Source organism: Streptomyces sp. NPDC040410, assembly GCF_055595715.1.
The window spans coordinates 197,897-210,773 of the sequence record NZ_JBVIVK010000014.1; the positions used below are offsets into that span (position 1 = coordinate 197,897).

The following is a 12,877-nucleotide window of genomic DNA, read 5'->3' on the forward strand; positions in this document are numbered from 1 at the left end:
GGCACTGACAACGCCCCGTGATCAGGAGCGGCTCCGGTGAGGGGCTCAGCGCAGCGTCTTCGCCCAGTCCCCCGGTACCCGCCCCTGTGGCCCCGGCGCCGGCTGGTCCGCGGGATGGCTCACCGGCGGCGCCAGGTCGGGTCCGGCCTCGTACAGCTCGGAGGTCTCGTAGCTCCAGAACCATGCCTCGCCCGGCTCGTAGCTGCGGACCACCGGGTGGCCCGTGGCCTTGTAGTGAGCGGTGGCGTGCTTGGCGGGGGAGGAGTCGCAACAGCCGACGTGGCCGCACTGCGCGCAGCGCCGCAGATGGAACCACCATCCGCCGGCCTCGTCGCACTCCACGCAGCCGGCGCCGCTCGGCGGGACGCTGGGGTCTATTCCGGTGTCGCTGGTCATGCGGGCTCCTCGGGCGCGTCGTTCTCGGCTGCGGTGAGCGGAAGGAGGACCTGGAAACGGGTGTCGCCCGGCTCGGACTCGACCTGGAGGGTGCCGTGGTGCTTGTTGACGACGATCCGCCAGGAGATGTCCAGTCCGAGCCCGGTGCCCTCGCCCACCGGCTTGGTGGTGAAGAAGGGGTCGAAGATCCGGCTGCGGATCTCCTTCGGCACGCCGGGCCCGGTGTCGCGGAACTCCACGAGCAGCCGTTCGTCGGCGAGCGCCGTCCGCACGGTCAGCGTCCCTTCTCCGCCCGCGTCGCCGATGGCGGAGACCGCGTTGTCGATCAGGTTGGTCCATACCTGGTTGAGTTCCGCCGGGTACGCAGGGATCTTCGGCAGTGTACGGTCGTACTCCTTGACGACCTCGATCCGCCGGCCGATCTTGCCAGACAGCATCAGCAGGGTGCTGTCGAGGAGTTCATGGACGTCGGCGTTCTGGTAGGGGGCCCGGTCGAGCTGCGAGTACTGCTTGGCGGCGTCGACGAGACGCGAGACGCGGGTGGTGGAGTCCTCGATCTCGTCCATCAGCAGCTCGGTCTCGACCGTGTAGTTGAGCCATCCGATCGCCCCGGGGAGGATCTCCTCGTCCACGGCCGCCGCGATCCGGTCCAGCCAGTCGAGGTCGAGCCCGGCCTGCACGAAGGTGGGCGCGAGGCGCCAGCCCTCCGGGATGCCGTGGTCGTCGAGCCAGTCGGTGACGGCGTCCTCCCGGTCCGAGGCCTCCAGCGGGCTCAACGTGGGCGCCTTCGCGACGCGTTCGGCGGTGCGCTCCTGGATCTCGATCAGGTGGGCCAGGGCCTCACGCGGATACGGTCCCGCGGAGATGACGCTGAGCTTGTGCCGCATCTTCGCCACCCGTTCCCGCAGGGTGGCGGTGGCACGGACGGCCGCCGCCGCGGGATTGTTGAGCTCGTGCGTGAGACCAGCCGACAACGAGCCGAGCGCCAGCAGCCGTTCACGCTGCCCGATGGCCCGCTGCAGGCTCTTCGAGCCGAAGAAGAGCCCCTCCAGCAGATGCACCGCCATGGGGAACCACTCCTGCATGATGCTCGCGAACGAGTCCGCGGGCAGCACGAAGAACCGCGTCGGCTCCGTGACGCGCATCGAGTTGTTGTAGACCTGCGGCACCCGGTCGCCGAGGTAGGCCTGCATGCCCCCCGCGTACACCCCGCGCTGGGAGGTCCGGGTGACCTCCACGTCGTCGGTGCCGACCCGGCGCGAGAGGACGACCGTGCCCTCGACCATCACGTAGAAGCAGGTGGCGGGATCGCCCTCGGTGTACACGGGCCCGGGCTCGAACAGCTCCACCCGTCCCTCGCTGCACAGACGCCCCAACTGCTCCGGGGACAGTTTCTCGAAGAGGAACAGTGAACCGATCTCCTGCGGGCTGCAGGGCACGACCCGCCCGCTCACGACTGCTCCAGATAACGGTGGACGAGCATCACGGCCATGGCACCCTCTCCGACGGCGGACGCGACCCGCTTCGCGGACTCGGCGCGCGCGTCGCCCGCGACGAACACGCCGGGAATGTTGGTCTCCAGGTGGTACGGCGGCCGGTCCAGCTCCCAGCCCGCCGGCGGCCGGCCGTCGGGGGTCAGGTCGGGGCCGGCCAGGATGAAGCCGTGCTCGTCCCGCAGCACCGTGCCGTCCAGCCAGTCGGTCAGCGGGGCCGCTCCGATGAACACGAACATCCACTGCGCGTCGACGAGTTCGGTCTTCCCGCTCTCCGTGTCGCGCAGGGTCAGCTGTTCCAGACGGCCGGAGCCGTGCGCGGCCTGAACGACGGTGCCGCAGCGCACCGAGATGTTGGGTGCGTCGCTGATCTGCTGGATCAGGTAGTACGACATCGACGCGGCCAGCGACGGTCCCCGCACCAGCAGGGTCACCGACTTGGCGCCCCTCGAAAGGTACATCGCCGCCTGCCCGGCGGAGTTGGCGCCGCCGACGATGTACACGTCCTGCCCCTGGCAGGCGGCCGCCTCCGTCAGCGCCGATCCGTAGAACACCCCGCAGCCGGTGAGGTCGTCGGCGCCCGGCGCGTTCAGCTGCCGGTACGACACGCCGGTCGCCAGGATCACGCTGTGCGCGGCGACCGCCGAGCCGTCGGAGAAGCGCACGGTCCGCGCGGCCCCGTTGACCTCCAGCCCCGTCACCTCGCGCGCGCTGAGGATCTCGGCGCCGAACTTCGTGGCCTGCCGCCGGGCCCGGTCGGTGAGCTGCGCGCCGGAGACGCCGTCCGGGAAGCCGAGGTAGTTCTCGATCCGCGAGCTCTGGCCCGCCTGCCCTCCCGTCGCGGACCGCTCCACGAGCACGGTCCGCAGCCCTTCGGAAGCCCCGTACACCGCCGCGCCGAGCCCCGCCGGGCCGCCGCCGACGACGACGAGATCGTAGAAGTCGGCCGTGGGCATGGTCGCCAGTCCGACCCGGGCGGCGAGGTCGGGAGCTTCCGGTTCGACGAGCGGCGTGCCGTCCGGGGTGATCACCAGCGGCAGCCGCTGCCCGTCCGCCCCCGCGGCGGCAAGCAGCCGCCGGCCCTCGGGCTCGTCGGCCGAGTACCAGCGGTACGGCACCTGGTTGCGGGCCAGGAACTCCCGTACGTCCGAGGAGCGCGCCGACCAGCGGTGCCCGACCACCTTGGTGCTGGGCACGGGACGGTGATCGCTGCTGCGCCACGCCTCCAGGAGGTCGTCCAGGACGGGGTAGAGCTTCTCCTCGGGCGGATCCCACGGCTTGAGCAGGTAGTGGTCCAGATCCACGACGTTGATCGCGTCGATCGCCGCGTTGGTGTCCGCGTACGCGGTCAGCAGCACCCGCCGCGCGCCCGGATACACGTCCAGTGCCTGTTCGAGGAACTCGATGCCGTTCATCTGCGGCATGCGGTAGTCGGCCAGGAGCACGGCCACGAGATCGCCGCGCAGCTTCAGCTCGCGCAGCGCTTCCAGCGCGGACTCGCCGGACTCCGCCCGCACGATCCGGTACGACTGGCCGTAGCGGCGCCGCAGGTCCCGGGCGACGGCCCGGGAGACTCCCGGGTCGTCGTCCACGGTCATGATGACGGTCCGCGCCGTGTCCGCGGCCTGTGCCATACGTCTCCCACCCCGACTGGTCGGATGCACGGCACGGCGAGCCCCGCTCTCCCCGCGCCGGTTCCCGCCCATCGTATGTTCGATCGTCCCGCTTCGCTCAGACATGCGGGAGGCCGCCGGCGTCAGCCGTGTCGTCGGCCGAGCACGCAGAACTCGTTGCCCTCGGGATCCGCGAGGACCACCCAGGGCTGCTCGCCCTGCCCGACGTCTGCGAGGCGCGCGCCCAGGGCGAGCAGGCGGGCGACCTCCGCCTCCTGGTCGGCGGGACGGAAGTCGAGGTGGAGGCGGTTCTTGACGGTCTTGTCGTCCGGCACCGGGACGAAGACCAGGCCGGGCAGCCGGTCCCGCTCGGGGCGGATCTCGTACTCCTCGGGTGAGTCGTTGGTCGTCACCCACCCGAGGGCGTCTGCCCACCAGCGCCCCAGGGACGCCGGATCGGCCGCGTCCACGACAACCTGCTCCCATTCCAAGGCCATGTCGGCAGGGTAGTGAAGACTGGCCTCACGTACGTGACCGCGACACAGGGAGGCCACCGCATGACGCGCCCGATCACGGCAGGGTTCGACGGAAGCGAGGAGAGCCTGGCCGCGCTGGGCTGGGCGGCCAGGGAAGCCGTCCGCCGCGGGCTCGCGCTGCGCGTGGTGCACGCCTGGCGGTTCGAGCCGTACGAGGCGGTAGACGCGGGAGACGCGGACACTCAGGCCTCGTGGGTGCGGGACACGCTGGCCGAGGGCGCCCGGACCGTCAACGGACGGCACCCCGGACTCGACGTCTTAACCGACGTCCTGCCGGGCGACACCGTCGACGCGCTGGTGGCCGCGGCGGCGGAGGCCGAGATGCTGGTGCTCGGCTCGCGCGGCCACGGGGCGCTCGTCGGCTTCCTGCTGGGTTCCATCGGCCAGCAGGTGATCGCCGAGGCCCGGCGGCCCGTCGTCCTGGTGCGGGCCGGGGACGAGCCCGCCGCCGAGGCCGCCGGCCGCGAGATCGTCGTCGGCCAGCAGGGCGAGCCCGACGACAGCGCCGCGACACTGCGGTTCGCGTTCGAGACGGCCGCGGCACGCGGGGCCACCGTTCGCGCCGTACGGGCCTGGACCCTGCCCCCGGTGTTCGCCTACAGCCCGGGCTCCCTGAAGCTCCTCGACGAGTCCGGTGGCCTGGAACCGTACGAGAAGAAGGCGCTGGGCGTGGCGCTGCAGCCGTGGCGGGAGCGCTTCCCCGACGTTCCGGTGGTCGAGCACGTGGAGATGGGCAGTGCCGGGCAGGTGCTGCTGTCGGTGGCCGGGCAGGCCCAGCTGATGGTCGTCGGCCGGCGGGCCCACCGCACCGCCGTGGGCGCCCGGATCGGCTCGGTGGCCCACGGCGTCCTGCACCACGCGGGCTGCCCGGTCGCCGTCGTCCCGCACGACTAGTGCCGCGTCAGCCAAGGTTCGCCCCGTCGCGACGCCCGGCACGCTCCCCCACTGCCTCAAGGGCGTGGGAGGTGCCCCCTCTCGCCGCACCGGCCGAAAGCCCAAGTACGTCCAGTACGAGGACTTCCGGCCGGCACGCCGAGAGCACGCACCGGACGCCGCTCCTTGACGGGCAAACCTTGGCTGACGCGGCACTAGTGCCGCGTCAGCGGCACCAGGCCTGGCCCAGGGCCGGTTCCCGGTCACTCCGGCGTCGTCGGCTCCGGCGTCTCGCGCGCCTTGCGCAGGATGTTCGAGATGTAGTCCTCGACGGCCGTGCCGAGCCCGATGTCGTGCTGTGCCTGCTCCGACATGTACCAGCGGTGTTCCAGGAGCTCGTGGTAGACCTCCGCCGGGTCCATGGAGCCGCGCAGCTCCAGCGGCACGGCGCGCACGGTGGGGCGGAAGACGTCCCGCACCCAGCGGTGCGCAAGCACCTCCGGGCGGGCCGCGAGCGGGTCGCCGGGCGGCGCGTAGTCGTCCTGGGTGGCCATCCAGCTCTCCAGGTCGTTCAGCAGCCGCCGGGCCTGGTTCTCCTCGGTGTCCAGGCCCGTCAGGCGCAGCAGCTGACGCTGGTGGTGGCCGGCGTCCACGACCTTCGGCACGAAGGTGACCGTGTCGCCGTTGGAGGAGTGCTCGATCTGCATCTCGGCCACGTCGAAACCGAGCTCGTTGAGCCGGCGGATCCTGCGCTCGATGTAGTGGTACTTGCCCGCCGGGTAGACGGAGGTTCGGGTCAGCTCCTCCCACAGGCCCCCGTAGCGGGCGCAGATCTCCATGCCGAACTCGACGGGGTCCACGGACGGGTGCAGCGCCCCCGACGCCTCCAGGTCGAGCAGCTCACCGCTGATGTTCACCCGGGCGAGGTCGAGGTCGTACTCGCGCTGACCGGTGCTGAGCTGCGGATGCAGATCGCCGGTCTCCGCGTCCACCAGGTACGCGGCGTACGCGCCCGCGTCCCGCCTGAACAGCGTGTTGGACAGCGAGCAGTCGCCCCACGCGAACCCGGTGAGGTGCAGGCGCACCAGCAGCGCGGCGAGGGCGTCCATCAGACGGTGCATGGTCGCCGGGCGCATGGTGGTCTCGAACATCGAGCGGTACGGCAGCGAGCCGCCCAGGTGCCGGGTGACCAGTACGGGTTCGAGCGGGGCCCCGCCGGTGTCCGTGCGGCCGGTGACCACGGCCAGCGGGTCCACCGCGGGAATGCCGAGGCGGTCCAGGTCGCGCAGCAGCTCGTACTCGCGCAGCGCGGGCCGTTCGGCGAGCTCCTTGACGGCGATCACCTCGTCGCCGGCGCGGGCGTAGCGCACCACGTGGCGGGAGATACCGCGCGGCAGCGGGACGAGGTACTCCTCGGGCCACACCTCCAGGGGCAGGTGCCACGGCAGCTCGAGCAGCAGCGCGGGGTGCTCCGGGTTGGTGGCGTTGATCTGCAAAGCCATGGCCCGAGCTTAAGCTGCCCGCTCCCGGGCCCGCAGCGCAGCCTCCCGGACCGAACCCCGGTGCACCGGCCCGTGCCCCGGCAGCAGGAGGTCGCCCTCCAGCCCCTCGAACGCCGCCAGTGAGGCCACGGCACGGGAGCGCTCGTGGTGGAACATGTCGGGCAGCAGCTGCGGCCCCTTGGCCCGGGAGGTCGGGTGGCCGCTCACCAGGGCGTCGCCCGAGACGACCACCCCGCGCTCCGGGAGGTGGAACGCGCAGTGCCCGAGGGTGTGGCCGGGTGTCGGCACGGGCACGGGGCGGCCCGGCAGGTCGAGCGCACCGGCCGTGGGGAACGGCTCGGGAGCGGTCACCGGGACGTGGGTCGTGCCACCCGAGCGGATCGCGTGCAGCGCCCATGGCAGGACGCCCGGACGCCAGCCGTTCCTCAGGACCGTTCCGACGGACACCTGGTGCAGGAACTCCCTGCGGGCGTGCGGAACTTCGGCCTCGTGGAGGTACACGGGGGTGCCGTACGTGCCGCGCAGGTACTCGGCGGAGCCCAGGTGATCGTTGTGGGCGTGGGTGATCAGCACCGCCGCCACCGCCTCGGGTGAACTTCCCACCTCCGTCAGGGAGGCCAGAACCTGCTCCCGGTCTCCCGGGTAACCCGTGTCGACCAGCGTGACCGCGTCGCCCTCCGTGATGATCACCCAGTTCGTGTTGCTGCCGTGCACCAGATAGGTGCCGTCGGCGACTTGCCGCACATCCGTCCGCATGATCGTCCCGAGTGGTGAGGTCCCTGCCCGACGGACACAGCAAAGCAGATCACGAGGGCGACGTCGTCGGCGGGTTCGGCCGTATACCGAACAGGAAACGCGTCACCCGGGTCGTGCGCACCCCGAACTCGTACACCAGAAGGATCACCACTGGCGAAGGGGCCACGATCGCCGCGTACTTGACCGCCACGGTGCGCTCCAGCCCATGACCCCTCAGGCGAAGGCGACGACGACCGGCTGGTGCAGGACGTACAACGGCAGTGCGGCGACCGCGAGATACCCGAGGGCACACCGGGGGACCGCCCTCCCGGCCGGGCCCGTCGAGCAGCCCCGGGACCGCCACCACCCAGTACCAGCCCACGGCACCGGACAGGGCACGTGTGAAGAGGGCCGCCTCCGGCGCCGTCCGCCGGAGGCAGCCCCGGCGCACAGCCGAAGCAGCCGCCTCTCCGCCTCAGTGCACGCCGTCCGGACGGAACTGCACGCTGATACGCGGTCCCGCGGCCCTGGTGGTCTTGGGAATGGAGTGCTCCCAGGTGCGCTGGCAGGTGCCGCCCATGACGATCAGGTCGCCGTGCCCCAGGGGGCGCCGGACCGTGTCGCCGCCGTGCGCCGGACGCAGCAGCAGATCGCGGGGTGTTCCCACGGAGAGGATCGCGACCATCGTGTCCTCGCGCGCGCCCCGCCCGATGCGGTCGCCGTGCCAGGCGACGCTGTCCCGGCCGTCGCGGTAGTAGCACAGCCCGGCCGTGGTGAACGGCTCGCCCAGCTCTTCGGCGTAGCGCGCGGACAGCGTGTCGCGTGCCGACGCGAGCACCGGGTGCGGCAGCGGGTCGCCGGCGCCGTAGAACGCCAGCAGTCGCGGTACGTCGACGACGTGGTCGTACATCTTGCGGCGCTCCGCCCGCCACGGGACCTCGGAGGCCAGCTGTTCGAACAGGGCGTCGGAGCCGCAGAGCCAGCCGGGCAGTACGTCGATCCAGGCGCCGAGGCCGAGTTCGGTCCGGCGCATCCCGTCGAGAGAGCCGAGCCGCAGCTGGTCGGTCTGGTCGAAGAGGGAGCCCTGGAGGTGCGTGGTCATGGATCCAGCGTACTCCTTATTCGAAAATGTGTTCCAAAGCGGGCGGGTGGGCTCGTGCGGAACTCTTCGCGTTCCAGACCTTTGGATACGTCGATGTATCGGATACATTCGTGTATCGAATGGGGGAACGGAGGGTGGCACATGGTGGCGGACGGCACGACCAAGCGCGTGACCCGGCGCCGTGTCCGCACTCGCGCCAACCTCCTGGACGCCGCCTTCGCGGTCTTCGCGGCCAAGGGATTCGGGCGGGTCTCCATCGAGGAGGTCTGCGAGGCCGCCGGGTACAGCAGGGGCGCCTTCTACTCGAACTTCGACAGCCTGGACGAGCTGTTCTTCGCCCTCTACCGGCAACGCGCCGACCTGATCGCGGAGCAGGTGTCCGGTGCGCTCGCCCTCGACGGGCCGGACCTCGACGTGCCCGCCGCCGTCGACCGCGTCACCGACGTGCTGCTGCTCGACCTGGACTGGCTCCTGGTGAAGACGGACTTCCTGGTGCACGCGGCCCGGGATCCGGACGTCGCGCACACCCTGCTGGAGCACCGGGAGCGGCTGCGGCAGGCGGTCGCGGACCGGCTCGCCCGGGCCAGGGGCCGCACCGGACTGCCCGCCGTGCTCGGCGACGCCGACGGCGCCGCCCGCGCCGTGGTCGCCGCGTACGACGGTGTCACCACCCAACTGCTGCTGGACAAGGACGTCGAGCGTGCTCGCGCCTGGCTGGGCCGGCTGCTCACCGCACTCCTGACCGACGGCAGCGGCACACCCGGACAGAACGCCCGAGAACACCCATAGAACCCCCGTAGAACCCCCTGAGAAAGGCAACGGTCGCCATGGACGCGGACGTCATCGTCGTCGGAGCCGGACTCGCGGGCCTGGCCGCCGCACACGAACTGACCAGCCGGGGCCGGAGGGTCGCACTCGTGGACCAGGAGAACGCCGCCAACCTCGGCGGGCAGGCGTTCTGGTCCTTCGGCGGGCTCTTCCTCGTCGACTCGCCGGAGCAGCGCCGGCTGGGCGTCAAGGACTCCTTCGACCTGGCCTGGAGCGACTGGCAGGGCAGCGCGCAGTTCGACCGGACCGACGACGAGGACTCCTGGGCCGTGCGCTGGGCGCGCGCCTACGTCGAGTTCGCTGCGGGGGAGAAGCGGGCATGGCTGGACGGGCACGGCATCAAGTTCCTGCCCACGGTGGGCTGGGCCGAGCGGGGCGATCTGAGGGCGCACGGACACGGGAACTCCGTACCCCGTTTCCACGTCGCCTGGGGCACCGGCACGGGGGTTGTGGAGCCGTTCGTCCACTACGCCGAGCAGGCCGCCCGCGACGGGCTGCTCACCTTCCACCACCGCCACCAGGTCGACGAGCTCGTCATCGAGGGCGGGGCCGCACGCGGCGTGCGCGGCACGGTGCTCGCCGAGGACGGCTCGGCGCGGGGCGTCGCCTCCAACCGCGACCGCGCGGGCGAGTTCGAACTCACCGCGCAGGCAGTCGTCCTCACCACAGGTGGCATCGGCGCCAACCACGACATCGTGCGCCGCTACTGGCCCGAGCGCCTCGGCACACCGCCCGCGGAGATGGTCACGGGCGTGCCGGCCTACGTCGACGGGCGGATGCTCGACATCAGCGCCGACGCGGGCGTGCGCCTGGTCAACCGCGACCGCATGTGGCACTACACCGAGGGCCTGCAGAACTGGGACCCGATCTGGCCCGGCCACGGCATCCGCATCCTGCCCGGCCCCTCCTCGCTGTGGTTCGACGCCCTCGGCCGCCGGCTGCCCGGCCCCTGCCTGCCCGGCTACGACACCCTGAGCACCCTCAAGTACCTGCGCGCCACCGAGGACATCGCCGGGCACGACCACTCCTGGTTCATCCTCACCCAGAAGATCATCGAGAAGGAGTTCGCGCTGTCGGGCTCCGAGCAGAACCCCGACATCACCGCGAAGGACCGTGCCGGGTTCCTGAAGGAGCGGGTACTCGGCAAGGGCGCGCCGGGACCGGTCGACGCCTTCCTGCGCAAGGGCGCGGACTTCGTGACCGCCCCCGACCTGGAGCAACTCGTCGACAAGATGAACCAGTTGACGGACAAGCCGCTTCTCGACGCCGCCGGCATCCGCCGCCAGATCGACGCCCGGGACCTGCAGATCGCCAACGCGTACAGCAAGGACGCCCAGGTGCAGGGCATCCGCAACGCCCGCCGCTACATCGGCGACCGCCTCGGCAGGGTCGCGACCCCGCACCGCATCCTCGACCCGGCGGCCGGGCCGCTGATCGGCGTCAAGCTGCACGTCCTGACCCGCAAGACGCTCGGCGGCATCCAGACCGACCTCGACTCCCGCGCCCTGGGACGCGACGGGAACGCCATCGAGGGGCTGTACGCCGCGGGCGAGGTCGCGGGCTTCGGCGGTGGTGGCGTCCACGGTTACAACGCGCTCGAGGGCACGTTCCTCGGCGGCTGCCTCTTCTCCGGGCGGGCGGCGGGCCGGGCGGCAGCGCGCCAGACCGCCTGACCGCACCGCACGGTCCGTCTCCTCAGGCCTCGAGAAGGCGGGCCAGCACCGCCGCGTGACTCCGCTCCGGCGCCTTGGCGGACGTCAGCAGGGTCACCGGCCCCTTGCGGGCCAACGCGCGGAGGCGGTCTAGGAGTTCGGCCGCCTCAGGGGCGGCGAGCTCCGCCTCGTAGCGCTCGGCGAACTCCTCGTACGACCCCTCGCCCGCGTGGTACCAGCGGCGCAGCTCGGTCGACGGGGTGAGGGCCTTGGGCCATTCGCCCACACGTGCCGCGTCCTTCGACAGACCACGCGGCCACAGCCGGTCGACCAGGACGCGCGCACCGTCGTCCGGCTCGGGCGGTTCATACACGCGACGCATGCGCACGCTCACGGGCGGGCCTTTCTCCGGGGGCGATGACGCGGGGAGCGTACGCCCGGGAAACGAGCGACGGCCGGTGACGCCGCGCGACTTGACCTGTTCGAGGGGGATTTCGGGCCAAGCGGCCCCTACGCTGGGGCAGTTGTCCACCCCCCCAAACAGGAGTTCATGTGACCCAGGCCCCCAGACGCCCCGCCGTCCTCCGCCGCGAGGCCGTGACCATGACCGTCCCCGTCGCCCTCGCGGCGCTGCTGGCGGCGGCCGGACCCGCCGCCGCGGGCACCACCGGCGCATCCGGCGTCGGTGACCCGTACTTCCCGCTCGCCGGGAACGGCGGCTACCACGTCGAGCACTACGACCTGACCCTCCGTTACAACCCGACGAGCAAGCATCTCGTCGGCAGGGCCGTCCTGACCGCCCGCGCCACCAAGAAGCTGACCCGCTTCGACCTCGACCTCAAGGGGCTGAAGGTCACCGGCCTCAAGGTCGGCCCCGACAGGGCGGACTACCGGCGCGACGGCCAGGAACTCGTCGTCTCCCCGGGCCGGGCGCTGCACAAGGGCGAGAAGTTCAAGGTGACCGTCACCTACAAGGGCACCCCCAAGCCGGCCACCGACCCGGACGGTTCGCTCGACGGCTGGATCCCCACCGACGACGGAGCCTTCGTCGCCGGCGAGCCGCAGGGCGCCATGACCTGGTTCCCGGCGAACAACCACCCCTTGGACAAGTCGTCGTACGACTTCACCCTCACCGTCCCCGAGGGGCGTACCGCGGTCGCCAACGGGGTCTATCTCGGCTCGCGGACCGAGGACGGGAGGACCACGTTCCGCTGGCGCCAGCGGGAACCCATGGCCGCCTACCTGGCCACGGCGACGATCGGGAAGTTCAAGGTCGAGCGGTACACGACATCCGACGGCATCAAGGTCTACAACGCCGTCGACCCGCGCGAGGCCGGTGCGGCCGCTCCCGTCCTCAAGAAGCTGCCGTCCGTCCTGAAATGGGAGAGCAAGGTCTTCGGGCCCTACCCGTACCGTGCCGCCGGGGCGATCGTCGACCGTGCCCCGAACGTCGGCTTCGCGCTGGAGACCCAGACGCGACCCGTCTACGACTCGGCGCCCGACCTGAGCACCCTCGTGCACGAGAGCGCCCACCAGTGGTTCGGCGACTCCGTCTCGCTCACCTCCTGGAAGGACATCTGGCTCAACGAGGGCTTCGCGACCTACGCCGAGTGGCTCTACAGCGAGCAGCACGGCGGCGACAGCGCGCAGAAGACCTTCGACGCGCTCTACGCCCGCCCGGCCGGCGACGACCTGTGGGAGTTCCCGCCCGGCGACCCCGGCAGCGGCGCGAACATCTTCGGCACCCCCGTCTACGTGCGCGGCGCGATGGCCCTGCACAAACTCCGTACGGCCGTCGGGGACCAGGTGTTCTACGGGATCCTGAAGGCCTGGCCGGCCGAGCACCGCGACGGCCACGGTACGACCGCGCAGTTCGTGCGTCTCGCGGAGCGCGAGTCCGGCAAGGATCTGGACAGCCTGTTCCAGACCTGGCTGTACACCGCGGGGAAGCCGAACCAACCCTAGAACCCGACGGGTTCGTCACAGGTGCCGGTCAAGATCCATCCATGACCACACGCAGAGCCCGCCTCACGCCCGCCGCCGCATCCCGTTCCCCACGGGCTGCGGCGGCCGGCGCGGCGGCACCTTTCACCATGCGCCTGCCGGGCGCGGCGGCACCGGTGAACGGCTGGCGTTCGGTGCTGCCG

Annotated in this window: 13 protein-coding genes; 4 read left to right on the forward strand and 9 right to left on the reverse strand. The window is 71.6% G+C overall.

Annotation, left to right across the window (positions count from 1 at the left end):
• Nucleotides 1-45: 45 nt before the first annotated feature.
• The 4 genes from ACZ562_RS26605 to ACZ562_RS26620 form a co-directional block, all read right to left on the reverse strand.
• Nucleotides 46-396 (reverse strand): UBP-type zinc finger domain-containing protein, encoded by a 351-nt coding sequence (locus ACZ562_RS26605; protein ID WP_471183796.1) that lies wholly within the window; start codon nt 394-396, stop codon nt 46-48.
• Nucleotides 393-1,850, reverse strand: a complete 1,458-nt coding sequence (locus tag ACZ562_RS26610; RefSeq protein ID WP_471183799.1) for an ATP-binding protein — start codon at nt 1,848-1,850, stop codon at nt 393-395. Before ACZ562_RS26610 ends, ACZ562_RS26605 begins: the two co-directional genes overlap by 4 nt.
• The gene (locus ACZ562_RS26615) at nt 1,847-3,523 is read right to left on the reverse strand and encodes an NAD(P)/FAD-dependent oxidoreductase (protein WP_471183802.1); all 1,677 of its coding nucleotides are present in this window, start codon (nt 3,521-3,523) and stop codon (nt 1,847-1,849) included. The genes ACZ562_RS26610 and ACZ562_RS26615 overlap by 4 nt, the downstream gene beginning before the upstream one ends.
• 122 nt (nt 3,524-3,645) lie before the next feature.
• Nucleotides 3,646-3,999 carry a VOC family protein gene (locus tag ACZ562_RS26620; RefSeq protein WP_471183805.1) on the reverse strand — a complete coding sequence of 118 codons (354 nt, stop codon included), beginning with the start codon at nt 3,997-3,999 and terminating at the stop codon, nt 3,646-3,648.
• Nucleotides 4,000-4,059: 60 nt separating this feature from the next.
• Here ACZ562_RS26620 and ACZ562_RS26625 point away from each other — a divergent pair, with 60 nt between their 5' ends.
• Nucleotides 4,060-4,932: a universal stress protein gene (locus tag ACZ562_RS26625; RefSeq protein ID WP_471183808.1), complete on the forward strand. Its 873-nt coding sequence runs from the start codon at nt 4,060-4,062 to the stop codon at nt 4,930-4,932.
• 242 nt (nt 4,933-5,174) lie between these two features.
• Here ACZ562_RS26625 and ACZ562_RS26630 read toward each other — a convergent pair whose 3' ends face one another.
• From ACZ562_RS26630 to ACZ562_RS26645, 4 genes are all read right to left on the reverse strand, one after another.
• On the reverse strand, nt 5,175-6,413 hold the full coding sequence (locus ACZ562_RS26630; protein WP_471183811.1) for a DUF4032 domain-containing protein: 1,239 nt from the start codon (nt 6,411-6,413) through the stop codon (nt 5,175-5,177).
• A gap of 9 nt (nt 6,414-6,422) precedes the next feature.
• The gene (locus ACZ562_RS26635; RefSeq protein WP_471183814.1) at nt 6,423-7,169 is read right to left on the reverse strand and encodes an MBL fold metallo-hydrolase; all 747 of its coding nucleotides are present in this window, start codon (nt 7,167-7,169) and stop codon (nt 6,423-6,425) included.
• A 49-nt stretch (nt 7,170-7,218) separates the two neighbouring features.
• Nucleotides 7,219-7,359, reverse strand: a complete 141-nt coding sequence (locus ACZ562_RS26640; RefSeq protein WP_471183816.1) for a hypothetical protein — start codon at nt 7,357-7,359, stop codon at nt 7,219-7,221.
• 264 nt (nt 7,360-7,623) lie between these two features.
• Nucleotides 7,624-8,250, reverse strand: coding sequence for an alpha-ketoglutarate-dependent dioxygenase AlkB (locus tag ACZ562_RS26645; RefSeq protein WP_471183819.1), 627 nt, complete (start codon nt 8,248-8,250; stop codon nt 7,624-7,626).
• 141 nt (nt 8,251-8,391) lie between these two features.
• Here ACZ562_RS26645 and ACZ562_RS26650 point away from each other — a divergent pair, with 141 nt between their 5' ends.
• Nucleotides 8,392-9,039, forward strand: a complete 648-nt coding sequence (locus ACZ562_RS26650) for a TetR/AcrR family transcriptional regulator (RefSeq protein ID WP_471183822.1) — start codon at nt 8,392-8,394, stop codon at nt 9,037-9,039.
• A gap of 38 nt (nt 9,040-9,077) precedes the next feature.
• Nucleotides 9,078-10,751 carry an FAD-binding dehydrogenase gene (locus tag ACZ562_RS26655; RefSeq protein ID WP_471183825.1) on the forward strand — a complete coding sequence of 558 codons (1,674 nt, stop codon included), beginning with the start codon at nt 9,078-9,080 and terminating at the stop codon, nt 10,749-10,751.
• Between the two features lie 22 nt (nt 10,752-10,773).
• On the opposite strand, the gene ACZ562_RS26660 is transcribed toward ACZ562_RS26655, so the two are convergent.
• Nucleotides 10,774-11,124: a DUF488 domain-containing protein gene (locus ACZ562_RS26660; RefSeq protein ID WP_471183827.1), complete on the reverse strand. Its 351-nt coding sequence runs from the start codon at nt 11,122-11,124 to the stop codon at nt 10,774-10,776.
• A gap of 209 nt (nt 11,125-11,333) precedes the next feature.
• Here ACZ562_RS26660 and ACZ562_RS26665 point away from each other — a divergent pair, with 209 nt between their 5' ends.
• On the forward strand, nt 11,334-12,695 hold the full coding sequence (locus ACZ562_RS26665; RefSeq protein ID WP_471183923.1) for a M1 family metallopeptidase: 1,362 nt from the start codon (nt 11,334-11,336) through the stop codon (nt 12,693-12,695).
• Nucleotides 12,696-12,877: the final 182 nt, after the last annotated feature.